This window comes from Streptomyces sp. NPDC006326 (assembly GCF_040612915.1).
GTDB lineage: Bacteria > Actinomycetota > Actinomycetes > Streptomycetales > Streptomycetaceae > Streptomyces.
On sequence record NZ_JBEXRC010000032.1, the window covers coordinates 68,687 to 93,733 of the forward strand.

Below are 25,047 nucleotides of genomic sequence, written 5' to 3' on the forward strand. Positions count from 1 at the left end.
ACGGGGCCTCACCCCTCAGTCATACGGAGGCGGAGGAAGTGCGCGGGCACGGTCTCTACCTGCCGGCGGGGCCGCGGGGGTGTGGATCCGCGGGGGTGTCACCTGAAGCGGTGAAATCGGCCTTGGCGCGCGGCGGGCAGGGGTAGGGCACGGCTGATCTCGTGCGGGGGCGCCCTGACGGGTCGCCGCACCCTTGGACCGAAAGGTTTTTCCGCCGTGACGCAGCCGTTTCGCCTGCCGGATTTCTACGTGCCCTATCCGGCGCGACGCAATCCCCACCTGGAGGCCGCGAGAACGCACACCCGGCAGTGGGCCCGCGACTTCGGGATGCTGGAGGGGTCCGGCGTCTGGGAGGAGGAGGACCTCGACGCGCACGACTACGCCCTGCTGTGTGCGTACACCCATCCCGACTGCGACGGCGACGCGCTGAACCTCGTCACCGACTGGTACGTGTGGGTGTTCTTCTTCGACGACCACTTCCTGGAGACGTTCAAGCGCTCCCAGGACCGGGCCGGCGCCAAGGCCTATCTCGACCGGCTCGCCGCCTTCATGCCGATGGACCTGGCCGACGGATTCCCCGAGCCGACGAACCCGGTGGAGGCGGGGCTCAGGGACCTCTGGCTGCGGACCGTCCCGGCCATGTCGGCGGACTGGCGGGAACGATTTTCCGCCAGCACCGCGAACCTGCTCAACGAGTCGATGTGGGAGCTGGGCAACATCGGCATCGGCCGGGTCCCCAATCCGCTCGAATACATCGAGATGCGCCGCAAGGTGGGCGGCGCCCCCTGGTCCGCCGGCCTCGTCGAGTACGTCGCCGCCGAGGTCCCGGCCCGGGTCGCGCGCACGCGGCCGCTCGGCGTGCTGCGCGACGCGTTCTCCGACGCCGTGCACATCCGCAACGACCTCTTCTCCTACCAGCGCGAGGTGGGCGACGAGGGGGAGCTGTCCAACGCCGTCCTGGTGCTGGAGACCTTCCTCGGCTGCACCACCCAGGAGGCCGCCGAGGCCTCCAACGACCTGCTGACCTCCCGCCTCCAGCAGTTCGAGCAGACCGCGCTCGTCGAACTGCCCCGGCTGTTCGCCGACCACGCGATGGACCCGGCCGAGATCGCGGCCGTCCTCGCCTACGTCAAGGGCCTGCAGGACTGGCAGTCCGGCGGTCACGAGTGGCACATGGTCTCCAGCCGGTACATGAACGAGGAGGCCCGGACCACCGCCCCGCTGTCCCTGCCCTTCCTTCCCCAGGGCCTCGGCACCGCCGCCCTCGACCTCCGCTCGCTCCTGGCGCCCCGCGCGACGGAGCTGCGCCGCCGGTCCTTCGCGCACGTCCCCTTCGAGCGCACCGGGCCCTCCGTCATCCCGGACATCCGCCTGCCGTTCGCGCTCTCGCTCAGCCCGCACCACGCGTACGCCCGGGAGGGTTCGGTCGCCTGGGCCCGGGAGATGGGGCTGCTCCATCCCCAGCCCGGCGACCCCGGCTCCGTCATCTGGTCCGAGGAGAAGCTGCGCGGCTTCGACTTCGCGCTGTGCTCGGCGGGCCTGGACCCCGACGCCACGCCTCAGGAGCTGCTCCTCCACGCGTGTTGGCTGACCTGGGGCACGTACGCCGACGACTACTACCCCCTGGTCTTCGGCCGGTCGAGGGACCTGGCCGCCGCCAAGGCGGCCACGGCCCGGCTGATCGCCCTGGTCCCCGTCGACCACGCCGAGCAGGCGCAGCCGGTGACCGCGATGGAGCGCGCGCTCGCCGACCTGTGGGTGCGCACCAGCCGGGGCATGGCCCCCCGCAACCGGGCCGAGTTCCGGGCCACGCTGGTCGACATGCTGGAGAGCTGGCTGTGGGAGGTGGAGAACCAGGTCCACCACCGCATCCCGGACCCCGTGGACTACGCCGAGATGCGCCGCCGCACCTTCGGCTCGTCCCTGACGATGTACCTGTGCCGGCTGGGCCATGCGGGCCGGGGCATCCCCGACGGCGTCTACGCCTCGGGGACCATCCGGTCCCTGGAGAACGCCGCCGCCGACACGGCCTGCCTGATCAACGACGTCTTCTCCTACCAGAAGGAGGTGGAGTTCGAGGGCGAGGTGCACAACTATCTCCTCGTCACCCGGAACTTCTTCGACATCGGCTATCCGCAGGCCCTGCACATCTGCCATGCGCTGATGACGCAGCGCATCGAGGAGTTCGAGCACATCGTCGCGAACCAGCTGCCGCTGCTCTACGACGACTGGGATCTGGACACCGCGGCCAGGGCGGGGATGGAGGCCTACGTCGGGGAGCTCCGGGACTGGATCGCGGGTGTCCTCAACTGGCATGTTCAGGTGCGGCGTTATCGTGAGGAGGACCTGAGCCGGGCACCCGACGGGCTGTCCTCCGCGGTGTGGAGCTCCTCCTTCGGCATGGCGGCGGCCCGGGTCTCACCGCCTGCCTGACCCGTGAACCCGGCGGTGGGGACGGTCCGCTCGCCCGCCCCCGCCGCCGTACCCGGTCCAGTGCCCGGCGGCCGGCCGCCGGCACGCGTCAGAACGCGTCCGCGGTGTGCGGCAGCAGCTCCGTGCGCAGGGCCGTGTCCAGCGCCGCCGCCGCGCCGGGCGTGTGCTCCCTCACCAGCCCGGCGGCCACCAGCTCGGTGACCCGCGTCCCGCCCAGGTAGCACGCCGCCAGGTCCCGTGCCTCCAGGGCCAGGTCGGGGGCCGCGTCGGTGCTCTCGTACGCCGCCCCGCCCGGGGCCGCCTTCAGCCGGAACCGCCCGGCGTTCGCGGGCAGCCGTACGTCGGCCACTTCCAGCACCAGTTCCACCGGCGCGGCCCAGGACCGCGCCGTCAGCGCCGCCCGTACGTCGACCAGGCGCAGCCACAGGGCCGGGAACTGGGCGGTGACCTGGACCTGGTCCCGGTCGGAGGCGAAGTGCAGCAGCGGATCGTCGAGCGGCCGGCCCCAGGCCCGGACCCGGCCGGTGAGGTCGAGGGCGGCCAGGCACTCCCACAGGGCGGCGGCGACCGCCGGGGTGTCGGCCTCCAGCTCTTCCACGCGGACCAGGCCGGGGCTGCGCACGACCCCGCCGTCGTCCTCCGGCTTGGTGCGGTACAGCACGTACCCGGCGATGGGTTCGCCCGGCTCGCCGAGGACGATGATCCGGGGCGGGCTCAACTCCTCGTCCTCCTCGTCCTGTTCACACAGCCAGCCCTCGCTCCAGCGGTCCGGGCTGCGGGTCGGGCGCCCGGCCCGGAGCGCGCGGGCCGCTTCGTGGTACGGCCCGATCACCTGGAGGGCGTCCGCCGGGTCGACCAGCCGCAGCGGGCGCCGGTCGGGGTCGATGCGCAGGGCCAGCGGCCGGGTGGAGTCGATCTCGATGGTGGCCCCCTGGGTGGCCGGACCGTAGCCGAAGCGCCCGTAGATGGCGGATTCGGAGGCCCACAGGGCGGCGACCGGGCTCCCCTCGGCCTCTGTGCGCCGCAACTGCTCCCCCATCAGGGCGGTGAGGACGCCGCGGCGCCGGTGGGTGGGGGCGACGGACACGAAGGTGAGCCCGGGGCAGGGCAGATCGGCGCCGGGCACCGAGAGCCGGAAGTCGTACGCGGCCATGAACCCGACCAGGGCGTCCCCTTCGTAGGCGCCGAGCCGGGCGCACCGGCGCAGGAGGGCGTGGTGGCGTTCGCGCCCCTCCTTCCCGGGGCGGTCGTGGAAGACCAGGTAGGCGAGCTCCAGCGCGCGGTCGATGTCGGACTCGGTTACCTCGCGGATGTCCACCATGATCCGGAGACTAATCGGTCATCGCGGACCGGTCACCCCATAAAGGCCGGATCTGCCAGTCTGGCCGGTTCCTGCGCCTGCCGGGCACGCACTGCCACTGCCGGGGTCCGGCCGCTGCTGCCGGGCTCCGGCCGCCGCTGCCGGGGCCGACTGCTACTGCCGGGGTCCGGTCCAGCCGTTCGGCACGTGGGCGAGGCGCACGCGCTGGGGATGGTCTCCGACGGGTACGGACACCCGCTTGGCGCCGGTGGCGAAATCGATGGCGGTGACCCGGTCGGCCCCGCTCTCGGAGATCACGCAGGCGGTGCCGTCCCCGTCGACGGTGGCCCAGTACGGCTTGTCGGCGGGCACGAGCGGCCCCGGGGTGAGCGTCGCGCGGTCCACGACGGTGGCGTAGTCGTCCATGGTGCCGGCGACGCAGAGGCGGGTGCCGTCCGGGCTCATGGACATGCCGTGGTGGCGGGAGTCGTTGACCCAGGTGGTGCGGTCGGTGCTGGTGGCGGGGTTCTGCGGGAGTTCCCTGACGCGGGTGATCCGGTCGGTGGCGACGTCGTACTCCACGAGGCCGCTGAAGAAGGACACCTGGAAGTAGAGCTTCGACTCGTCGGGGCTGAAGGACATCGGCCGGACCGCGTCGGAGAGGTCCTTGCGCCCGAAGGCGTCCAACCGCTCCCGCATGTCGATCACGCGGACGGTGCGGAAGGTCCGGGCGTCGACGACGGTGATCTTACGGTCGCCCTTCGTCCAGTCGAGCCAGGGGGCGTCGAGCGCGGAGGTCACGTCGCCGATGGAGCTGTTCCACAGGTACCGGCCGTCCCGGGTGAAGGTGTTCTCGTGCGGTTTGTCGCCGGTGGAGAAGGAGCCGACCTGGCGGCCCGTGGCGATGTCGAGGACGTGCACCGTGTTGGCGGTGGAGGCGGAGACGGCGACGCGGGTGCCGTCCGGGGAGACGGCCATGTGGTCGGAGCGGTAACCGGCCACCGGGAAACGCCAGTTGATCCGGCCGGTGGCCAGGTCGACGGAGACCACGTCGGCGAAGCTGGGCCGGGAGACCACGACGGCGGAACCGTCCGGCGTGGTGTACATGTCGTCGACGAACTGGTCGTGGCCCTCGCCGGCGGTGTTGCGGATGCCCAGGAAGAAGCCGAGCTTCACGGGGTTGAGGTAGATCTCCCGCAGCCGCTCCTCCTTGTCGGAGATCACGTTGATCCGGCCGATCCTGGAGAGGTCGCCGGTGGAGGCGAGCACGTCGGCGGTGCCCTCCCAGTTGTTGCCGACGAACAGCACCTCGCGCAGCCCGGCCGCCGTGTCCGCCGCCCCGGCCGGGGTGGCGGACACGGCGGCCGGGGCGGCCGCGAGGGAGGCGGCGGCCAGGAGAGCGCCGGCCAGGAGCGTGCGTACGGACGTGCGGGCGGTGCGTTCGGGCCGGGACATCCGCTCAACTCCCTGCTAGGACGGCGCTGTTACCGGCGGGTAAAATAGAGGCAATGGGAAAAGGGCGCAACCCCCGCGGGGTCACGCCCTTTTGACGCGTCTCAGGCGACGGAGCCGATCCTGCCGATCACCGACGTGGAGGCGTCGGGGTGGATCGGGATGTGCGCCCCGGTCAGCGCCGCACCGGAGCCGCCGCGCCGGTTCGCCACGATCTCGGCGGCGATGGACAGGGCGGTCTCCTCCGGCGAGCGGGCGCCGAGGTCCAGGCCGATCGGGGAGCGCAGCCGGGCCAGCTCCAGCTCGGTCACGCCGACCTCGCGCAACCGCTTGTTGCGGTCCTCGTGCGTGCGGCGGGAGCCCATGGCGCCGACGTACGCGACGGGCAGCCGCAGGGCCAGTTCGAGCAGCGGGACGTCGAACTTGGCGTCGTGGGTGAGCACGCACAGGACGGTCCGGCCGTCCAGGAGGCCCTCCTGCGACTGCGCCTCCAGATAGCGGTGCGGCCAGTCGACGACGATCTCGTCCGCCTCGGGGAAACGGTTCTTCGTCGCGAAGACGGGCCGTGCGTCACACAGGGTGACGTGGTAGCCGAGGAACTTGCCGATCCGCACCAGGGCGGAGGCGAAGTCGATGGCCCCGAAGACGAGCATCCGGGGCGGGGGGACGCTGGACTCGACCAGTACCTTGAGCGGCTCTCCGCAGAGCCGCCCGTCGGCGCCGACCTCCAGTACGCCGGTGCGGCCCGCGTCCAGCAGGGCGCGCGCCTCCTCGGCGATGGTGCGGTCCAGCTCGGGGTGGCCGCCGAAGCCGCCCTCGTGGCCGCCTTCGCCCCGTACGAGCACGGCGCGGCCCTTGAGCTCGGCCGGGCCCTCGGCGATCCGGGCGACCGCCGCCGCCTCCCCGCGGGCGGCGGCGGCCAGCGCGGCCGCGAACACCTCCCTGGCGGGAGAGCCCACGCGGACCGGGGTGACCAGGATGTCGATGATCCCGCCGCAGGTCAGGCCCACGGCGAAGGCGTCGTCGTCGCTGTAGCCGAAGCGCTCCAGGACGGTCTCGCCGTCCTCCAGCGCCTGCCGGCACAGCTCGTACACCGCGCCCTCCACGCATCCGCCGGAGACCGAGCCGATGGCCGTGCCCTCGCCGTCCACGGCGAGTGCGGCTCCGGGCTGCCGCGGTGCGCTCCCGCCGACCGCCACCACGGTGGCGACGGCGAAGTCACGTCCCTGCTCGACCCACCGGTTCAGTTCTTCGGCGATGTCCAGCATTGCGGCCTCCTCGGAGAGGGTCGGTTTCCAGTATCGGATGCGTGGAGGGTCGGGTGGGGCGGACCTGACTTACTTGACGCCGAGCCACGCCTCGATGGGGTGGAGGGCGAAGAAGATCAGGAAGACGCCCGTCAGGACCCACATGAAGGCGCTGATCTCGCGGGCCTTGCCCTGCGCGACCTTGATGGCCACGTAGGAGAGCACACCGGCGGCGACACCGGGCGTGATCGAGTAGGTGAAGGGCATGATCGCCACGGTCAGGAAGACCGGGATGGCGGTCGCGCTGTCGGCCCAGTCCACGTGGCGGGCGTTCTGCATCATCATCGCGCCGATGACGACCAGGGCCGCGGAGGCCACCTCACCCGGGACGATCTGCGTGATCGGGGTGAAGAAGAGGCACAGGGCGAAGAAGAGGCCGGTGACGACGGAGGCGAGGCCTGTGCGGGCTCCCTCACCGACGCCGGTGGCGGACTCGACGAAGACGGTCTGGCCGGAGCCGCCCGTCAGGCCACCGATGGCGCCACCGGCACCGTCGATGAACAGCGCCTTCGACAGGCCCGGCATGCGGCCCTTGTCGTCGGCCAGCTTGGCCTCGGTGCCGACGCCGATGATGGTGGCCATCGCGTCGAAGAAGCCGGCGAGGACGAGGGTGAAGACGATCATGCCGACCGTCATGACACCGACGTCGCCCCAGCCGCCGAACTCGACCTTGCCGAACAGCGAGAAGTCGGGCATCGAGACCGCGGAGCCCTCAAGAACCGGCGCGCCGTTCTTCCAGGCCTTCGGGTCGATGTCGGCCACGGCGTTGAGGATGGCCGCGAGGACGGTTCCGCCGACGATGCCGATCAGGATCGCGCCGGGAACCTTGCGGGCCTGCAGCATGAAGATGGTGAGCAGGGTGACGCAGAAGATGAGGACGGGCCAGCCGGCGAGCTCGCCGACCGAACCGAGCTGGACCGGCGGACCGAACTCGGAGCCCTTGCCGACGAAGCCGGCCTTCACGAGACCGATCAGGGCGACGAACATGCCGATGCCCATGGTGATCGCGTGCTTGAGCGCGAGGGGGATCGCGTTCATGATCATCTCGCGGAGGCCGGTGACGACCAGGAGACAGATCACGACGCCGTACATCACGCACATGCCCATGGCCTGCGGCCAGGTCATCTGCGGGGCGACCTGCGAGGAGAGCACACCGGAGACGGAGAGTCCGGCGGCCAGCGCGAGCGGGACCTTGCCGACGAAGCCCATGAGCAGCGTGGTCAGGGCGGCGGCGAAGGCGGTGGCCGTGATGAGAGCCTTCTGGCTCATGGTGTCTCCGGCGACGTCCTTGCCGGAGAGGATCAGCGGGTTGAGCAGGAGGATGTACGCCATCGCCATGAAGGTCGTGACGCCGCCACGAATCTCATTGCCGAGGTTGGATCCTCTGTGGGTGATGTGAAAGTACCGGTCGAGCCAAGACCGTCCGGCGGGGTTGCGAGAGCCGTCGCCGGCCTCTTCCGCGGTGGTCTTGGGCTCCACAGACGACTGGGTCATGGTGCCTAACTCCCAAGGTTCAAAGGGGCACCCGCATGGGGATTGGAGATCGCGGGATTTGGGATGGTGCGTTTGGCTGCACGACCCGGGGTGACGGCCCGAGGCGACGCGAATGGTTACTGCGTGTACTGCGGGTACTGCTGGGTACTGCGGGGGGTGTACTGCCTTGAAGCGGACCGCGAGCGGTGCGGTACTTCGTACTCCGGGCGGTGGGACTGGAAGTGTGACGTTCCCGTGTCACACCGCCCGGAGAGTCCGAGGGGGGTCCGGGGGCCGCTCGGGCCCCCGGACCGCGCCGTCCTAGAGGGTGCCGGTGAGGGCTTCCGGACGGATCGGCGTCTTGTTGAGCTCCAGACCGGTCGCCTGCCGGATCGCCGCGAGGACGGCCGGGGTGGACGACAGGGTCGGGGCCTCGCCGAGACCGCGCAGGCCGTACGGCGCGTTCGGGTCGGCGAGCTCCAGGACGTCGACCGGGATGGTCGGGGTGTCCAGGATGGTCGGGATCAGGTAGTCCGTGAAGGAGGGGTTGCGCACCTTCGCGGTCTTCGGGTCCACGATGATCTCCTCCATGACCGCCACGCCGAGACCCTGGGTGGTGCCACCCTGGATCTGGCCGACCACGGAGAGCATGTTCAGGGCCTTGCCGACGTCCTGGGCGGTCGCCAGCTCGACGACCTTGACCAGGCCGAGCTCGGTGTCCACCTCCACGACCGCGCGGTGCGCGGCGAAGGTGTACTGGACGTGGCCGTCGCCCTGGCCGGTGACCAGGTCGAACGCGACGGTCGGGCGGTGGCGGAACTCAAGTTCGAGGTCGATGGCCTCGCCCTCAAGGATGTCGGCGATGTCCGCGAGGACCTCGCCGCCGTCGGTGACGACCTTGCCGCCCTCCAGGAGCAGCTCCGCGTTGGCCCACGCCGGGTGGTACGAGCCGTTCTTGCGGCGGCCCATCTCCAGCAGCGCCTCGCGGACGTGCTCACAGGTGTTCTTCACCGCGCCACCGGTCATGTACGTCTGCCGCGAGGCGGACGTGGAACCGGCGGAGCCGACCTGGGTGTCGGCCGGGTGGATGGTCACCTGCGTGACACCCAGCTCGGTACGGGCGATCTGCGCGTGGACGGTCACACCGCCCTGGCCGACCTCCGCCATGGCCGTGTGGACCATCGCGACGGGCTCGCCGTTGATGACCTCCAGGCGCACGCGGGCGGTGGAGTAGTCGTCGAAGCCCTCGGAGAAGCCGACGTTCTTGATGCCGACCGCGTAGCCGACACCGCGGACGACGCCCTCGCCGTGGGTGGTGTTGGACAGGCCGCCCGGCAGTGCGCGGACGTCCGCGCCCTCGCCGGCGGTCTCCCACTGCCGCTCCGGCGGCAGCGGGCGGGCCTTGACCCGGCGCAGCAGCTCGGCGACCGGGGCCGGGGAGTCCACGACCTGGCCGGTGGGCATGATCGTGCCCTGCTCCATGGCGTTCAGCTGGCGGAACTCGACCGGGTCCATGCCCAGCTTCGCCGCGAGCTTGTCCATCTGGGCCTCGTAGGCGAAGCAGGCCTGGACGGCGCCGAAGCCGCGCATGGCGCCGCAGGGCGGGTTGTTCGTGTAGAGCGCGATCGCCTCGATGTCGACGTCGTCGATGACGTACGGGCCGACGGAGAGGGAGGACGCGTTGCCGACGACGGCCGGGGAGGCCGAGGCGTAGGCGCCGCCGTCCAGGACGATCTTGCACTTCATGTGCGTGATCTTGCCGTCCTTGGTGGCGCCGTGCTCGTACCAGAGCTTCGCCGGGTGGCGGTGCACGTGGCCGAAGAAGGACTCGAACCGGTTGTAGACGATCTTGACCGGCTTGTTCGTGGCCAGGGCCAGGAGGCAGGCGTGGATCTGCATCGAGATGTCCTCGCGGCCGCCGAAGGCACCGCCGACGCCGGAGAGCGTCATGCGCACCTTCTCCTCGGGCAGGCCGAGGACGGGGGCGATCTGCTTGAGGTCCGAGTGCAGCCACTGGGTGGCGACGTAGAGGTCGACGCCGCCGTCCTCGGAGGGCACGGCGAGGCCGGACTCCGGGCCGAGGAAGGCCTGGTCCTGCATGCCGAAGGTGTACTCGCCCTCGACGATCACGTCGGCGCGCTTGCGCGCCTCCTCCACGTTGCCGCGGATGATCGGCTGGCGGTGCACGATGTTCGGGTGCGGGACGTGACCGGCGTGGTGGTCGTCGCGGCCCGGGTGGATCAGCGGCGCGTCGGCGGCGAGGGCGGAGGCCTCGTCCGTGACGAGCGGCAGCTCCTTGTAGTCGATCTTGATCTTGGCGGCCGCGCGGCGGGCGGTCTCCGGGTGGTCGGCGGCCACGAGGGCGACCGGCTCACCGTGGTGGCGTACCCGGCCGTTGGCGAGGACCGGGGTGTCCTGGATCTCCAGGCCGTAGTTCTTCATCTCGGCCGGCAGGTCGTCGTACGTCAGCACCGAGTAGACGCCCGGCATGGCCAGGGCCTCGGAGATGTCGATGGAGACGATCTCGGCGTGGGCGACGGTGCTGCGCAGGGTCTGGCCCCACAGCATGTCCTCGTGCCACATGTCCGAGGAGTACGCGAACTCGCCGGTGACCTTGAGGGTGCCGTCCGGGCGGAGCGTGGACTCGCCGATGCCGCCCTTGGTGTGCTTCTGGGTGACGTTCGTCGGCGTACCGGCGGGCACGGTGCGGGTGTTCTGAGCCATGATCAGACCGCCTCTCCCTGACGGGCGGCCGCCAGGCGGACCGCGTCGAGGATCTTCTCGTAGCCCGTGCAGCGGCACAGGTTGCCGGACAGGGCCTCACGGATGTCCTGGTCGGACGGGTCGGCGTTCTGCTCCAGGAGGGCGTCGGCCTGGACCAGCAGACCCGGGGTGCAGAAACCGCACTGGACCGCGCCGGCGTCGATGAACGCCTGCTGGATGTTGGAGAGCTCCACGCCCTCACCGGTCTGGGAGTCGGTGCCCTTGGCGGACCACTGCTTGGCCTCGTCGGTGGACACGCCCTTGCCGCCGCCGCACGCGCCGGTGCCGCAGGAGTGGCCGTGCTCCTCGCGCTGCTTGGCGAAGTCGGCCAGGCCCTCGACGGTCACGACGTCGCGGCCCTCGACCTGACCGGCCGCGACCAGACAGGAACAGACCGGCACGCCGTCGAGGCGGACGGTGCAGGAACCGCACTCGCCCTGCTCACAGGCGTTCTTCGAGCCCGGCAGGCCCAGGCGCTCACGCAGGACGTAGAGGAGGGACTCGCCCTCCCAGACGTCGTCGGCTTCCTGCGGACGACCGTTGACAGTGAAATTGACGCGCATGCTTACGCAGCCCCTTCAAGCGAGCGGCCGTTGGTGCCGCGGTACTGCTCCCACGTCCAGACGAGCTGGCGGCGAGCCAGGATGCCGACCGCGTGACGGCGGTACTTCGCCGTGCCACGGACGTCGTCGATCGGGTTGCACGCGGCGGAGGCGAGCTCACCGAACTGCTTGGCGATCGACGGGGTGATGACCTTGCCGTTGTCCCAGAAACCGCCCTCTTCGAGCGCGGCGTTCAGGAACTCCTCGGCGGCCTTGGCCCGGACCGGGGTCGGGGCGGCCGAGCCGATGCCCGTGCGCACGGTGCGGGTGTCGGGGTGCAGGGCGAGGCCGAAACCGCAGACGGCGATGACCATCGCGTTGCGGGTGCCGACCTTCGAGTACTGCTGGGGGCCCGTGGCGTTCTTGATGTGGACCGTCTTGATGAGCTCGTCGGCCGCGAGCGCGTTGCGCTTCACGCCGGTGTAGAACTCGTCGATCGGGATGAGCCGGGAGCCGCGTACGGACTCGACCTCGACCTCGCAGCCGGCGGCGAGGAGGGCGGGGTGGGAGTCACCGGCGGGCGAGGCGCAACCGAGGTTGCCGCCGACACCGCCGCGGTTGCGGATCTGCGGGGACGCGACCGTGTGCGAGGCGAGCGCGAGACCCGGCAGCGTACCGCGCAGGTTCTCCATGATCTGGGTGTACGGGACGGAGGCGCCGAGCTTGGTGACCTCCTCGCCTACCTCCCACTCCCGCAGCAGTTCGATGCGGTTGAGGTCGAGGAGGTACTCCGGACGGCGGTGGTCGAAGTTGATCTCGACCATGATGTCGGTGCCACCCGCAATCGGCACAGCTGTGGGGTACTCGGCCTTAGCGGCGAGCGCCTCCTCCCAGCTGGCGGGGCGAAGGAAGTCCATCTGCGGCTCTCTTCTTCTTCATCGTGTCGTTCACTTCAAGCCAGGAGGCCCCAGGGGCCCTCGACTGGTCGTTCACGTGCTGTTAACGCGGTGTGGAGCCAGTACACAAGCCACGCGTCCCCGCGGTGCAGTCACCGAAACCATGAAGGAGTTGGCTGACGGCCTCCCTCGTCTTGTAGATTCGTATGAAAGGCAGGATGCGACGACCTGCCCGATTTCCAACGGCAACATTCGAGACAGATCGGCGGCGACACCATGCGGCTGCGCGCACTGCTGGAAACCGAGGCGCTGGGGCTGCGGCTGCTGGGCGGCGAGGAAGAACTCGACCGGACGGTCCGCGGCGTCATGACGACCGACCTGAGGGATCCCAGCCGATACCTCACGGGAGGCGAACTCGTCCTTACCGGCCTGGCCTGGCGAAGAAATTCAGCCGACTCCGAGCCGTTCGTACGAATCCTTGCGAGCGCGGGAGTGGCGGGGCTCGCGGCGGGCGAGGCCGAGCTCGGGGACATCCCCGATGATCTGGTCTCGGCCTGCCGGCGCAACCGGCTGCCGCTGTTCGCTGTGAACGAAGACGTTGCATTCGCCACGATCACCGAGTACGTGGTGCGGCAGGTCTCCGGGGAGCGCGCAGGCGATCTCGCCGCCGTCGTGGACCGCCACCGCCGGCTGATGACCTCGGGTCCCGCGGGCGGGGGGCCGGACGTGGTGCTCGATCTCCTCACCACCGACCTCGATCTGCGCGCCTGGGTGCTGTCCCCCACGGGCCGGCAGATCGCCGGGGCGGGTGAACCCCTGGCACCGGGCGTCTGCGCGGCCCTGGCCGGGGAACACCTGGCGGCGGTCCGCACCGGGCGCAGGGGCCCGCACCGGATCTCCATCCAGGGTATGACCTACTCCCTGTTCCCGATCAGGGGCGCGGGGCGCGGCCCGGGCGCTCCCGGCGCCCGTGACGTGCGCGAGAGCGTGCTCTCCGACTGGCTGCTCGCCGTGGAGGCGGACGCCGGCGACTGGCCCGCCGAGCGGCTCGACCTGTTGCAGGGCGTGACGCAGCTGATCGCGGTCGAACGGGACCGGCGCGACGCGGCCCGTACGGTGCGCCGCCGGCTGGCGCAGGAGGTGCTGGAGCTGGTCCAGACGGGTGCGGCCCCGGCCGAGATCGCCGCCCGCCTGCGGGTGGCGGCCCCCGTGCTGGTGCCCGGACTGGGCACCGCCCCGCACTGGCAGGTCGTCGTGGCGCGCGTGGACTGGGAAGGCGGGGACATCCCGGGCGGCCCGGTCGCCCAGTCGCTGCTGGAGGAGATCCTGGTCGACCCGTCGGTCTCGGGCCCCGAGCCCTCCGACCGGATCGCGGTGGCCCACACGGGTGACGAGGCCATCGCACTGGTGCCGCTGCCCGTGGCTCCCGGGGACGCCGGCGACGAGAAGGGGCCGGACTCCGCCCTGCACGCCGACGAGCTGCTCACCTCCGTACGGGACCCGCTCCAGGCGGGCCTGGACGGCGACGGCCGGCTCACCCTGGGCGTCAGCGCGGCCGTGCACTCCGCCGAGGGGCTGCGCGGCGCGCTGGAGGAGGCCCGGCACGCCCGCCGGGTCGCCGCGGCCCGCCCGGGCCGGGTCTGCGCCGCCGGCCACCACGAGCTGGCCTCGCACGTGCTGCTGCTGCCGTTCGTGCCGGACGACGTGCGCCGGGCCTTCACGGCGCGGCTGCTGGACCCGCTGCGGGACTACGACCGGCGCCACCGGGCGGAACTGATCCCCACCCTCGAAGCGTTCCTGGACTGCGACGGCTCCTGGACGCGGTGCGCCACGCGGCTGCACCTGCACGTCAACACGCTGCGCTACCGGGTCGGGCGAATCGAGCAGTTGACGGGCCGTGACCTGTCCCGCCTGGAGGACAAGCTGGACTTCTTCCTGGCACTGCGGATGAGCTGAGCAGATCCGGCCAGGGGACGGCGGGGGGCGGCCGAGGGGCGCCTGACGCGGCATCCGGACTTTGTGAAAGAGTTCACCCGACCCCTTGGCCGGAGCATCCGATCCGTGCTCTCATTTCGCCCCAGGGCTCGACGACGTGCTGCTTGGCTGCTTTGGGGAGGGCAATGTGGCGGACACCGCCATGTCCGGTGCCGGAACGAGCGGGGGAGACGACCCCCTCCAGCGGGCGATATGGCGGCTGCGCTCGCGCGGCTGTTGGACCGACGCGGCGGCCCTGCTGACGCCGCACGCGGACCGGGCCGACGCGGCTGTGCAGCGGACCGCCCTGCTGGTGGAGCGCTGCCTGTTCACCGGCCAGGGCTGGGCGGAGGCGGAGGACGCCCTGCGGGTCGCGGAGGCGGTGGCCGTCGAGGACGACGAGCGGGGGGCCGCCGCCTGCGAGCGGGGCCAGCTGGCCTACGCCGCCACCGTGCTCGGCGTACGCGACCGCGCGGACGAGGCCCGCTCGGCGCTCGGCCGGGCGGCCGCCCTGCTCTCCCCCGGTTCCCGCACCCGCCCCCTGCTGGACTTCCGCCGGGGCCTGGTGGCGGAGCACCTCGCGGACGCGCCGCAGTCGGCCCGCCCGGCCTACCGGCGCGCCCACGCCGGGGCCGCGGCCCACGGGGACTCCCTGCTGCTGTCCTCCACCTGGCGGCACCTGGCGGCGCTGGCCCTGCGCGACGGCGACGTGGCGGAGGCCCGCAAGGGCTTCGCCGAGTCCCTGCGCATCCGGGAGGAGCTGGGCTTCCTGATCGGTACGGCTCCGGCGCTGGCGGCCCTGGCCGAGGCCGAGGAGGAGCCGGAGGCCGGCCGCCTGCGGGCCGAGGCCCGACGCCTGTTCCACCTGCTGGGCGGCATCCCGACCTGGCTGGCCGACCAGCTCCACCCGACCCCGGCCACCTGACCGGCCCCGGGCCTTGCCCGGGACCCGGGTGGGTCAGGCGGGGGCGCCGGTGAAGTGTTCGCGCACCAGGGACTCGACCACCGGCAGGTCACCGGCGATCAGCGCCTCCAGCAGGGCCGAGTGCTCCGCCGCGTCGGCGACCAGATCGGCCCGGCGCACCCGGGGCGCACCCGGCAGGGGCCACTGGGCACGGCGGTGGAGTTCCTCGGCCACCTGCACCAGCTGCTCGTTCCCGGCCAGGGCCAGCACCTCGCGGTGGAAGGCGCGGTCCGCGTCCGCGTAGCCGGGGACGTCCCCGGCCGCCGCCGCCTCGGCCGTGGCCGCGGCCGCCGGGCGCAGCGCCGACCAGGCCTGCGCCGGGAGCGTACGGGCCAGCCGCAGCATCACCGGCACCTCCAGCAGCGCCCGGACCTCGGCCAGCTCCGCCAGGGACCGCGGGGTGCGGGTCAGCACGCGGAAGCCGCGGTTCGGGAGGCATTCCACGGCCCCCTCCAGCGCCAGCTGCTGCATGGCCTCGCGCACGGGCGTCGCGGAGACCCCGAAGCGCTCGCCCAACGCGGGGCCGGAGTAGATCTCGCCCGGGACGAGCTCCCCGTCGACGAGGGCGGCGCGCAGCGCGTCGAGGACCTGCCGGCGCACCGAATGGCGCAGCACCTTCTGGGTCGGGATCAGCGCCGACACCCCGGCCGGGGCCGCTTCGCGCACTCGGTCCTCCTGTGGCTGGGTTCGACCTGCCGAGGATAGCGGCCCCCACCCGCCCGGGGCCGTGGCCTGGGTCTCGCCGCGTGCGGCGCTGCGGCGGGGCCGCCGCAACCACCCCGTCCCGCCGAGCCTCCTTCGGCCCGTGCCCCCGGGGGTCCGTGTACCCAAGGGCCCGGGGGCCCGGGGGCCCGTGTGCCCGGGAGCCCTGTGCCCGGGCCCATGTGCCAGGAGCCCGTATGCCCGGAGCTCGTATGCCTGGGCACGCATGCCCCGAGCGCCCTGTGTCCACGGGCCCTGTGCCAGGAGCCCGTTGTGCCGCGGCATGTGCCCAGGGCCCGCGTGCCCGGGAGCCCTGCGCCCGGCGCGGGTGCGCCCGGGGTCCGTACGCCCAGGGCCCGTACGCCCACGGCCCGTGTGCCCGGGAGCCCTGTGCCCGGGGGCCGGTATGCCAGAGTCCGTGCGCCGGGGCCCGGATGCCCAGAGCCGTGTGCCCGGGGGCCGTGTGTCTGGGGGCCCGTGTGCCCGGGAGCCCTGTGCCTGGGGGTTCGTGCCCAGGGGCCCGTGCGCCGGGGCCTGTAGGCCCGAGCCCGTGTGCCCGGTGTGTCCAGGAGCCAGTGTCGGGGCCGGTTACGCCGGAGCGCCCTGTGCGCGGGGGCCGGCATGGCCGGGAGCCGTGCCCCGGGGGCCGTATGGCCAGAAGCCCGTGCACTCAGGAGCCCGTGCGCGGCTTCGACTACGCCCGAGCGCCAGGTGCGCGGCGGCCGGTATGGCCGGGGGCCCGTGTGCCCGGGGGGCCTTATGGCCGACGGCCCGTGTACCCAGAAGCCGTGCGCCGGGGCCCATGTGCCCAGGGCCCGTGTGCCCGCCCGGGAGCCCGTGTGCCCGGAGACCGTGCGCCCGGGGGCCCGTGTAACCGGGCGTCCTGTGCCCGAGGCCCCGTGCGCTCAGGAGCCCGTGTGCGCGGGGGCTCGGATGCCCGGCCCCTGTGCCCGGGGGCCCGTGTGCCCGAGCGCCCTGTGTCCGGGGGCACGGGTGCCCGCATGGCCGGGGCCCGTACGCCTGCGGCCCGTGTGCCGCGGGCCAGGGAGCCCCTGTTCCCTGGCGCCCGTTATGGCCGAGGACGCATGGCCTGGAGCTCGTACGCCCCAGGAGCCCGTATGCCTGGGAGCCCTGTTCCCAGCTTCCTGTGGCCGGGCGCCCGTGCGCCCACGAGCCGTACGGGCGCCCGTGTGGCCGGGGGCCCCAGCGCCCGTGGGCCGAATGCGCGAGCGCGCGTGTGGCCCGGGAGCCCGTGCGCCCACGAGCCGTATGCGCGGGCGCCCGTGCGTCCCGGGCCTGAGGGCCCGTGTGCCCAGGACCCCGTGCGCCGCGGCCCATGTGCCCAGGCCCTGTGCCCCGGGCGGCTGTGTGGCCGGGAGCCCGTGTGCCCCAGGCCGGGGGGCCGGGGTGCGTCGGCGCGTCGGTCAGGGGGACTCGGGCAGGAGGGCGGGCCGGCGCGGGGCGCCTCAGCCGGGCCCGGGGCGCTGCCCGGCGCGGCCGGCGCGGGGTGCCTCGGCCGGGGCGGGGGCGGTGCCCGGCGCGGTCGGCCCGTCCTGCCCGGGGGCGCCGGGCGGATGGCCATGGCGCGCGGCCCCCGGCGGCGTACGGCCGGCCACCCGGGACCGGGACTGCTCCGGCCGGCCCCCGGACGCCCGGCGGCCGCCGGGCGGAACGCATCGCCGGCACCACGCCCCGGCCGCCTGAACCACCCGTCAGGCTGACCGTAATCGAACGCAACTCGCGGCACACGCAAGGCAGTTCGAAGTACAACACCCTATCCGGCGGGCCGGACCCCTCGAAGGCGTCCACTTGGCCCGAAACCCGCGTGCCGGGCCGATCCACTGCGCCACCATGGCACCCGGAAGGCCGCAGACGCGAGGCAGAGGCAAGGGACATCCGCATGAGACTGACCGACATATCGCTGGACTGGCTGCTGCCCGGCAGCCTGTTGATCCTGGGCGTACTTGCGGCAGTTGCGGTACTGGCCCGGGGCAAGCGCGAGGGCGACAAGGCGGCCGCGGACGACACCTGGGAGCGCAGCGAGGAGCGGCGGCGGCGCAAGGAGGCCGTGTACGGAACCGCCTCCTACGTCCTGCTGTTCTGCTGCGCGGCGGTGGCCGCCGCGCTCTCCTTCCACGGGCTGGTCGGCTTCGGCCGGCAGAACCTGAACCTCTCCGGCGGCTGGGAGTACCTGGTCCCCTTCGGCCTCGACGGCGCCGCGATGTTCTGCTCCGTGCTCGCCGTCCGCGAGGCGAGCCACGGCGACGCGGCCCTCGGCTCGCGGATGCTGGTCTGGCTGTTCGCCGGTGCGGCCGCCTGGTTCAACTGGGTGCACGCCCCGCGCGGCATGGGCCACGACGGCGCCCCGCAGTTCTTCGCCGGGATGTCCCTGTCGGCGGCGGTCCTCTTCGACCGGGCCCTCAAGCAGACCCGCCGGGCCGCCCTGCGCGAACAGGGGCTGATCCCCAGGCCCCTGCCCCAGATCCGGATGGTCCGCTGGCTGCGGGCCCCCCGGGAGACCTTCGGCGCATGGTCGCTCATGCTGCTGGAGGGGGTCCGCACGCTCGACGAGGCCGTCGACGAGGTACGGGAGGACAAGCGGGAGAAGGAGCAGGACCGCCACCGCCGGCGCGAGCAGCACCGCCTGGACCGCGCCCACATCAAGGCGCTGGGCCGGCAGCACCGGGCCTTCGGCCGTCCCCGCGCCCGCCAGGTCGACATGCCGGGGCTCGCTCCCGGGACGGGCTCCGCGCCGGTCGGCGCGGAGCCGGCCATAGCGGAACCGGGACAGCTGCCCGCACCGCGCCGCCGGCCCTCCCTCCAGGCCGTGAGCACGGCGGAGGTCGCCGAGGGGAGCGGCCCCCGGACGGTGGACCTCACCGCCGAGGACGACACCCAGACGATCCCCCGGCTCGACTCCCTGGAGCGCAAACTCAAGGACCTTGAGCAGCAGTTCGGCTGACCGCTGCTGCGCTCACGGGGGAGGGGCCGCCCGGGCCGGGCGGCCCCTCCCCCGTGAGCGGCGATGTCGCTCCCTGCGCCTCGTCCCGACGCCCCGTCCCTACGCCTCGTCGTGGATCGACTCGAAGGCGCCGTCCAGTTCGAACCACACCACCTTGCCGCCGGGCTGGGCCACCGCGTCCACCCCCCAGGCGTCCGCGAGCGCCTGCACCAGCACCAGCCCCCGGCCGTGCGTACCGTCGTCGGCGGTCGGTACGTACGGGCGGGGCCGGCGCGATGCGTGGTCCCGGACCTCCACCCGCAGGCGGGTCGGTTCGAGCCGCGCGGACACCTCGGCACCCTGGTCGGTATGGACGAGGGCGTTGGTGACGAGCTCGGTGGTCAGCAGCTCCGCCACCTCGGCGGTGTCTTCCCTGCAACGGTGGCGCATCAACTCCCTCAGCGCCCGGCGGACCTCGCCCACTCCCTTCAGATCCGCCCGGCGCAGGCTGCGGGTGATCTCCAGCGCGTCCACCGCTCCCCCGTCCTCGACGGACGGTTCGCGCGCCACGGGCCGCCCTCTCCTCCACTGCTTCCCGGTCCTCGCCCCCACCGGCACGACGATGTACCTCCCCCGTGTTGCCTGATCTCGAACTGGTCTACGGGATGCATGCCCGCCGAGGGAATCCGCACTCCTGCGGACTCAGGGACGGGGTACGTTGCGGAGATTGGATCGAGCCATCTGGATCATGCGGCCCACCCCGCCGTCCAGCACGATCTTGCTGGCGGACAGTGCGAAACCGGTCACCATTTCCGCGCTGATCCTGGGCGGAATCGACAAGGCATTGGGATCGGTCACCACATCGACCAAAGCAGGCCCCTCGTGCCGGAATGCGTCCTTCAAAGCCCCTGCGAGCTGCTTGGGCTTCTCCACCCTCACCCCGTACGCCCCCGCCGCGCGGGCGATGGCCGAGAAATCCGGGTTCCGATACGTGGTTCCGTACGAGGGCAGGCCGGAAACCAGCATTTCCAACTCGACCATTCCGAGCGATGAGTTGTTGAACAGGACCACTTTGACGGGCAAGTCGTACTGCACCAGGGTGAGGAAATCTCCCATCAGCATGGAGAAACCGCCATCGCCCGACATGGAGACCACTTGACGGCGCCGGTCGGTGAACTGTGCGCCGATGGCCTGCGGCAGGGCGTTGGCCATGGATCCATGGCTGAAGGAGCCGATGATGCGGCGTCTGCCGTTCGGCGAAAGATAGCGTGCCGCCCACACGTTGCACATGCCGGTGTCGACGGTGAACACCGCGTCCTCGTCAGCGAGTTCGTCGAGGACCGAGGCCACGTACTCGGGGTGGATCGGCGTGTGCTTCTCCACCTTGCGGGTGTACGCCTTCACCACCCCCTCCAGCGCGTCGGCGTGCTTCTTGAGCATCCGGTCCAGGAAGCGCCGGTCCGTCTTGGTGCGCACCCGGCCGTTCAGGGCGCGCAGGGTCTCCCGTACGTCGCCCCAGACGGCGAGGTCCAGCTGCGAGCGGCGGCCCAGGTGTTCGGGCCGGATGTCCACCTGGACGATCTTCACGTCGTCGGGCAGGAAGGCGTTGTACGGGAAGTCCGTGCCGAGCAGGATCAGCAGGTCGCACTCGTGGGTGGCCTCGTAGGCGGCGCCGTAGCCGAGCAGCCCGCTCATCCCGACGTCGTACGGATTGTCGTACTGGATCCATTCCTTGCCGCGCAGGGCGTGCCCGACCGGCGCCTTGACCCGGCCGGCGAACTCCATGACCTCGGCGTGCGCCCCGGCGGTGCCGCTGCCGCAGAACAGCGTGACCCGGTCGGCCTCGTCGACGAGCCGGACCAGCTTCTCGATCTCCGTGTCGCCGGGCCGTACCGTCGGCCGCGAGGTGACCAGGGCGTGCTCCACCGCCTTCTCGGGGGCGGGCTGGGAGGCGATGTCCCCCGGCAGCGCCACCACGCTGACCCCGCTGCGGCCGACGGCGTGCTGGACGGCGGTCTGCAGCAGCCGGGGCATCTGCTTCGGATTGGAGATCAGCTCGCTGTAGTGGCTGCACTCGCGGAACAGCTGGTCGGGGTGGGTCTCCTGGAAGTAGGCGAGGCCGATCTCGCTGGAGGGGATGTGCGAGGCGAGGGCGAGGACCGGGGCCATCGAGCGGTGGGCGTCGTACAGGCCGTTGACGAGGTGCAGGTTGCCGGGGCCGCAGGAGCCGGCGCAGGCGGCGAGCCGGCCGGTGATCTGGGCCTCGGCTCCGGCGGCGAAGGCGGCGCTCTCCTCGTGCCGGACCTGGATCCACTCGATGTCACCCGTCCGGCGGATGGCGTCGACGACGGGGTTCAGACTGTCGCCGACGACTCCGTACATGCGGCGTACGCCCGCCCGGACGAGGATGTCGACGAACTGCTCCGCCACGTTCTGTCTGGCCATGGAGGGGCGCCCTTTCCCTGGGGTCGGCTCGGCTCGCCTTCGCGGTGCGCCTTCCATCCATGCACGTTCCGTGCGGTTACGCCTCCCAGACCGCGGCGGCCGTCCGGTCGTCGGCGTAACCCTTGAGGCGGAGCTGGGTGTCGGCGAGGAAGGCCGCCAGGCCGGGCGGTTCCGGGTCCGACCAGCGGGCCGCGAGTTCGGCCGGAAGCAGTTCCTCCTCGCGCAGCGGGCCGGCGAGGCCGCGGGAGCAGAGCAGCAGGATGTCGCCGGGTCGGGCCACGGCCGCGCGGAAGCGGAAGCCTTCGTGCGGCGCCTCGTCGGGCTCCAGGTCCTCCCAGTGGCCCGACCTCAGGCGGAACAGCCCGCCCGCGCCGGCGCCGAAGCAGACCCGGGTCCGGCATTCCGGGTCGACGGGCAGCAGCACTCCGCGGAGCCCGGCGGTGTACGCCTCCTCCTCAAGGCCGAGCTCCGCGGCGCGGGCCCGGAGCCGGCCGTAGCCGCGGTCGGTGAGCCGCTGGAGCCCCGAGCGCAGGGCGTCGCGCCGTCCGGCGCGGATGTCCTCGGCCAGCCGCTCCTGGCTGCGGCCGACCGCCGCCGCGATCCAGCGGCACAGGCCGGCGGCGGCCTCCGCGGCGCCTGCGGCGGCCCGGTCACCGCCCGCGAGGGCCACCAGGACCAGGGCGTCGTCGCCGGTCCCGAAGCGGGCGGTCAGGAGGAAGTCCCGGCGGGGCTCGCCGCGGAACCGGGCGGAGTCCCCGCGCACGGAGGCGGCCCGCAGGGTGTACGAGCCGTGGCGGGCGCCCTCCAGGACGGTGTCGGGGACCAGGGCGTCGAGCCCGCCGGGGTCGGCGAGGGGCAGCGCGCCGGGTTCGGCGGCGTAGGTGGGTGCCCGGTCCCCGAGGTGGTGCACCTCGGGCCGCCCCTCGGCGTGGGCCGCCGCCGGCCCCGGGCGGTCCTCCGCCGCGGCGGGGCCGGGGGCGGGGTCCGGCACCGGCGCGGCGGGCGGCGGGGTGGCGGGGGCCCGCCGCCCGTCCGCCGCGGGCGGCACGGTCACGTGCCCCAGCCCGTACCCGGTGCTCCCGGGCCCCCGCGGGTCGGCGGGCCCAGCGACCGGCGACCCGGCTGAGGTGCCCGGCAGGCCGGTTGCCGAGGGCGCAACGGGCGCCGGCGGACCGGGCGGCGGCGCCGGGGGCGCGGGCGGCGCGGTGGGACCCGGCAGGCCGCCCTCGGCGGGCGGTACCGGGACGGGTGGCGCCACGGGCGCGGGCGGCGCGCCCCCGGGCGGAGCCGCAGGGCCGGGCACGCCGGCCGGGAGCGCCGGGCCGGGCGGCGCCGGGGGCACGTGCGGCGCAGCCGTGGGCGGGAGGCCGGGTGCGGGATGCTGCGGTTCGCGGCGGGGGCCCGGGAGGACGGCGTGCGGCGGCGCGGCCGGCTCCGGCGGGGCGGCCGTGGGGGGCGGGGGGACGCCCGGCGGGGTCGTGAGGACCGCCGCCGAGTGGAACCGGCTCTCCAGCGTGTCCCCCGGGTCCGGACCCGGTCCCGCGTCCGGGTCCTCGTACAGCTTCTGCCACCAGTCGTCCGCGCCCTGCTGACTCATGCGCCTATTCTCGGCCCGCCGGTGCGGCAGAAAACGCCGAATACGCGAAAAAGGGTCCACCGGGCCGCCGCCCGGTGGACCCCTTCCGCATCTCTCGTACGACCTGACGTCTGTCGTACGCGCGCACGACCCGTCCGGGTGAGGGCAGCGCCGTTCGCGTCGGCCGTCCCGCCCGCGCAGGGGCGGCGGCCGGTCACACCTTGTCAGAGGGCCGGGGGGTACGGCGATGATGTCCGCGGCGGGTTTGCGCCGTGGCCGCTTCCCGCCAGGAACGGTCGGAGAGGGTGGGGTGGACGGGTTGCTGGGTGCGATAGGCCTGGACGAGGGCCAGGAGTCGGCGTACCGCGCGCTGGTGGCGATGGGGGCGGCGGAGGTGCCGGACCTCGCCCACCGGCTGGCGCTGCCGGTACCGCAGACCGAGCGGGCCCTGCGGCACCTGGAGCGGCACGGCCTGGCGGCCCAGTCCACGGCCCGGCCGGGACGCTGGGTGGCGGCCCCGCCGACGGTGGCGCTGGGCGCCCTGCTGACGCAGCAGCGGCACGAGCTGGAGCAGGCGGAGCTGGCCGCGGCGCTGCTGGCCCGGGAGTACCGGGCCGAGGCCACCGAGCCCGCGGTGCACGACCTGGTGGAGGTGGTGACCGGTGCGAGCGCGGTCGCGCACCGCTTCCACCAGCTCCAGCTGGGCGCGGCCGAGGAGGTGTGCGCACTGGTCAGCAGCCGGCCGCAGGTGGTGACGGGGATGGAGAACGAGGCGGAGGAACAGGCCGCCGTACGGGGCGTGGCGTACCGGGTGGTGATCGAACGGGAGGTGCTGTCCCTGCCGACCGGGATCCGCGAGGCGTCGACGGCGCTGGCCCGGGGCGAACAGGTCCGGGTCACGGGGCAGGTCCCCACCCGGCTGGTGATCGCGGACCGCTCGCTGGCACTGGTGCCGCTGACGGGTCCGGGGGCGGAGCCTGCGGCGCTGGTGGTGCACGCCTCGGGCCTGATGGAGTCGCTGACGGGGCTGTTCGAGGCGGTGTGGCGGGAGGCGCTGCCGCTGCGGCTGGGGGCCTCGGGGGCGCCGCAGGAGTCGGGCGGCGTGCCGGACGCCACCGACATCGAGATCCTGACGCTGCTGCTCGCGGGGATGACGGACTCCAGCGTGGCCAAGCACCTGGAGCTGGGCCTGCGGACGGTGCAGCGGCGGGTCAAGAACCTGATGGACGTCGCCGGGGTCACGACGAGGCTCCAGCTCGGCTGGTACGCGTGTGAACGGGGCTGGGTGGCTCGGTAGCCCCTGGTCGGGCACGCTGAGCAGATGGATGTGCCTCAGCTGCTCCTGGTGGGGCTGGTGCTCCTGCTCGGGGTGCTCGGGGTGCTGGTTCCCGGTGTCCCGGGCACCTGGCTGGTGTGGGCCGGGGTGCTGTGGTGGGCACTGCACGAGCGGTCGGCGCTGGCGTGGTCCCTGCTGGTGTCGGTGACGGCGCTGCTGCTGGTGGTCCAGGTGATCGAGTGGCAGCTGCCGCCGCGGCGGCTGCGGGGCGTGGGGGTCACCCGCCGGATGGCGGTGTACGCGGGGTGCGGGGCCGTCCTGGGCTTCGTCCTCGTGCCGGTGCTGGGGGCCGTACCCGGGTTCGTGGGCGGCATCTACGTGTGCGAGCGGCTGCGGCTGGGCACCCACGGCGAGGCCCTGGCATCGGTGCGGGCGGTGATGCGGGCGGTGGGCACGAGCGTGCTCGTGGAGCTGCTGGCCTGCCTGATGGTGATGGGCGCCTGGGTCGGCGCGGTGCTGGTGAGTTGACGTGCGGCGCCGGGGCCCGGGGTCCTAGGGCCGCGGACCTGGGACCTGCCGGGCGTCCGTTCGGACTCGGGTCCGATGCGGGGGCCGGGGAGGGTTGAGAGGCTGGGGCGTATGACGCGGTTCGAGGGTTTCAGCGAGGCGGAACTGGCCTATCTGCGGTCGCAGCGGCTGGGAAGGCTGGCGACGGTGGACGCGCACGGGCAGCCGCAGGCCAATCCGGTGGGCTTCTTCCCGCAGCCGGACGGCACGGTCCTGGTGGGCGGGGCGGCCATGGGCACGACGAAGAAGTGGCGGAACCTGCAGGCCAATCCGCGGCTCGCGCTGGTCGTCGACGACCTGGTGAGCACCCGCCCGTGGCGCGTCCGCGGCATCGAGATCCGCGTGCTCACCCCGGAGGAGTCGACCTGGCTCTGGGTGGACACCGCCGCCGCCATCGCGGACCACGGCGAGGCGGACCTGCTGGCGCGCCACCTCG

The 25,047-nt window shown here is 73.0% G+C and carries 18 protein-coding genes; 7 read left to right on the top strand and 11 right to left on the bottom strand.

What is annotated here, in order from left to right; genetic code table 11:
* Nucleotides 1-216 precede the first annotated feature (216 nt).
* On the top strand, nt 217-2,433 hold the full coding sequence (locus tag ABZ128_RS23635; protein ID WP_356850774.1) for a germacradienol/geosmin synthase: 2,217 nt from the start codon (nt 217-219) through the stop codon (nt 2,431-2,433).
* Between the two features lie 88 nt (nt 2,434-2,521).
* On the opposite strand, the gene ABZ128_RS23640 is transcribed toward ABZ128_RS23635, so the two are convergent.
* The 7 genes from ABZ128_RS23640 to ABZ128_RS23670 all read right to left on the bottom strand — a co-directional run bounded on the left by ABZ128_RS23640 (nt 2,522) and on the right by ABZ128_RS23670 (nt 12,187).
* Nucleotides 2,522-3,754 carry a GNAT family N-acetyltransferase gene (locus ABZ128_RS23640; protein ID WP_356850775.1) on the bottom strand — a complete coding sequence of 411 codons (1,233 nt, stop codon included), beginning with the start codon at nt 3,752-3,754 and terminating at the stop codon, nt 2,522-2,524.
* 153 nt (nt 3,755-3,907) lie between these two features.
* Entirely contained in the window at nt 3,908-5,188 is a 1,281-nt protein-coding gene (locus ABZ128_RS23645) for a YncE family protein (RefSeq protein ID WP_356850776.1), read from the bottom strand.
* Between the two features lie 101 nt (nt 5,189-5,289).
* Nucleotides 5,290-6,453: an XdhC/CoxI family protein gene (locus ABZ128_RS23650; protein ID WP_356850777.1), complete on the bottom strand. Its 1,164-nt coding sequence runs from the start codon at nt 6,451-6,453 to the stop codon at nt 5,290-5,292.
* A gap of 69 nt (nt 6,454-6,522) precedes the next feature.
* Nucleotides 6,523-7,986 carry an NCS2 family permease gene (locus ABZ128_RS23655; protein ID WP_356850778.1) on the bottom strand — a complete coding sequence of 488 codons (1,464 nt, stop codon included), beginning with the start codon at nt 7,984-7,986 and terminating at the stop codon, nt 6,523-6,525.
* A 300-nt stretch (nt 7,987-8,286) separates the two neighbouring features.
* Nucleotides 8,287-10,689: a xanthine dehydrogenase subunit D gene (gene pucD / locus ABZ128_RS23660; RefSeq protein ID WP_356850779.1), complete on the bottom strand. Its 2,403-nt coding sequence runs from the start codon at nt 10,687-10,689 to the stop codon at nt 8,287-8,289.
* A gap of 2 nt (nt 10,690-10,691) precedes the next feature.
* Nucleotides 10,692-11,291, bottom strand: a complete 600-nt coding sequence (locus tag ABZ128_RS23665; RefSeq protein WP_356850780.1) for a (2Fe-2S)-binding protein — start codon at nt 11,289-11,291, stop codon at nt 10,692-10,694.
* 2 nt (nt 11,292-11,293) lie between these two features.
* Nucleotides 11,294-12,187 (bottom strand): FAD binding domain-containing protein, encoded by an 894-nt coding sequence (locus tag ABZ128_RS23670; RefSeq protein WP_356850781.1) that lies wholly within the window; start codon nt 12,185-12,187, stop codon nt 11,294-11,296.
* Nucleotides 12,188-12,442: 255 nt separating this feature from the next.
* Between ABZ128_RS23670 and ABZ128_RS23675 the strand changes: the two genes are divergently transcribed.
* On the top strand, nt 12,443-14,122 hold the full coding sequence (locus tag ABZ128_RS23675; RefSeq protein WP_356850782.1) for a PucR family transcriptional regulator ligand-binding domain-containing protein: 1,680 nt from the start codon (nt 12,443-12,445) through the stop codon (nt 14,120-14,122).
* Between the two features lie 166 nt (nt 14,123-14,288).
* Nucleotides 14,289-15,065 (top strand): hypothetical protein, encoded by a 777-nt coding sequence (locus ABZ128_RS23680; protein ID WP_356850783.1) that lies wholly within the window; start codon nt 14,289-14,291, stop codon nt 15,063-15,065.
* 33 nt (nt 15,066-15,098) lie between these two features.
* Here ABZ128_RS23680 and ABZ128_RS23685 read toward each other — a convergent pair whose 3' ends face one another.
* On the bottom strand, nt 15,099-15,746 hold the full coding sequence (locus ABZ128_RS23685) for a GntR family transcriptional regulator (protein WP_356850794.1): 648 nt from the start codon (nt 15,744-15,746) through the stop codon (nt 15,099-15,101).
* Between the two features lie 1,960 nt (nt 15,747-17,706).
* Between ABZ128_RS23685 and ABZ128_RS23690 the strand changes: the two genes are divergently transcribed.
* Nucleotides 17,707-18,768: a DUF2637 domain-containing protein gene (locus tag ABZ128_RS23690; RefSeq protein ID WP_356850784.1), complete on the top strand. Its 1,062-nt coding sequence runs from the start codon at nt 17,707-17,709 to the stop codon at nt 18,766-18,768.
* Nucleotides 18,769-18,867: 99 nt separating this feature from the next.
* Here the strand turns inward: ABZ128_RS23690 and ABZ128_RS23695 are convergent, their stop codons facing one another.
* The 3 genes from ABZ128_RS23695 to ABZ128_RS23705 all read right to left on the bottom strand — a co-directional run bounded on the left by ABZ128_RS23695 (nt 18,868) and on the right by ABZ128_RS23705 (nt 22,789).
* A complete protein-coding gene (locus ABZ128_RS23695) occupies nt 18,868-19,317 on the bottom strand; it encodes an ATP-binding protein (protein ID WP_356850785.1) in 450 nt (149 codons plus the stop codon).
* A 132-nt stretch (nt 19,318-19,449) separates the two neighbouring features.
* On the bottom strand, nt 19,450-21,192 hold the full coding sequence (locus ABZ128_RS23700) for a pyruvate dehydrogenase (RefSeq protein ID WP_356850786.1): 1,743 nt from the start codon (nt 21,190-21,192) through the stop codon (nt 19,450-19,452).
* 76 nt (nt 21,193-21,268) lie between these two features.
* Complete coding sequence (locus tag ABZ128_RS23705; protein ID WP_356850787.1) at nt 21,269-22,789, bottom strand: protein phosphatase 2C domain-containing protein; 1,521 nt, start codon at nt 22,787-22,789, stop codon at nt 21,269-21,271.
* A 298-nt stretch (nt 22,790-23,087) separates the two neighbouring features.
* On the opposite strand from ABZ128_RS23705, the gene ABZ128_RS23710 reads away from it, so the two are divergent.
* The 3 genes from ABZ128_RS23710 to ABZ128_RS23720 all read left to right on the top strand — a co-directional run.
* Entirely contained in the window at nt 23,088-24,065 is a 978-nt protein-coding gene (locus ABZ128_RS23710) for a helix-turn-helix domain-containing protein (RefSeq protein WP_356850795.1), read from the top strand.
* A gap of 24 nt (nt 24,066-24,089) precedes the next feature.
* The gene (locus ABZ128_RS23715; RefSeq protein WP_356850788.1) at nt 24,090-24,572 is read left to right on the top strand and encodes a DUF456 domain-containing protein; all 483 of its coding nucleotides are present in this window, start codon (nt 24,090-24,092) and stop codon (nt 24,570-24,572) included.
* A gap of 111 nt (nt 24,573-24,683) precedes the next feature.
* On the top strand, nt 24,684-25,047 hold a 364-nt coding region (locus ABZ128_RS23720), incomplete at its 3' end, for a PPOX class F420-dependent oxidoreductase (RefSeq protein ID WP_356850789.1).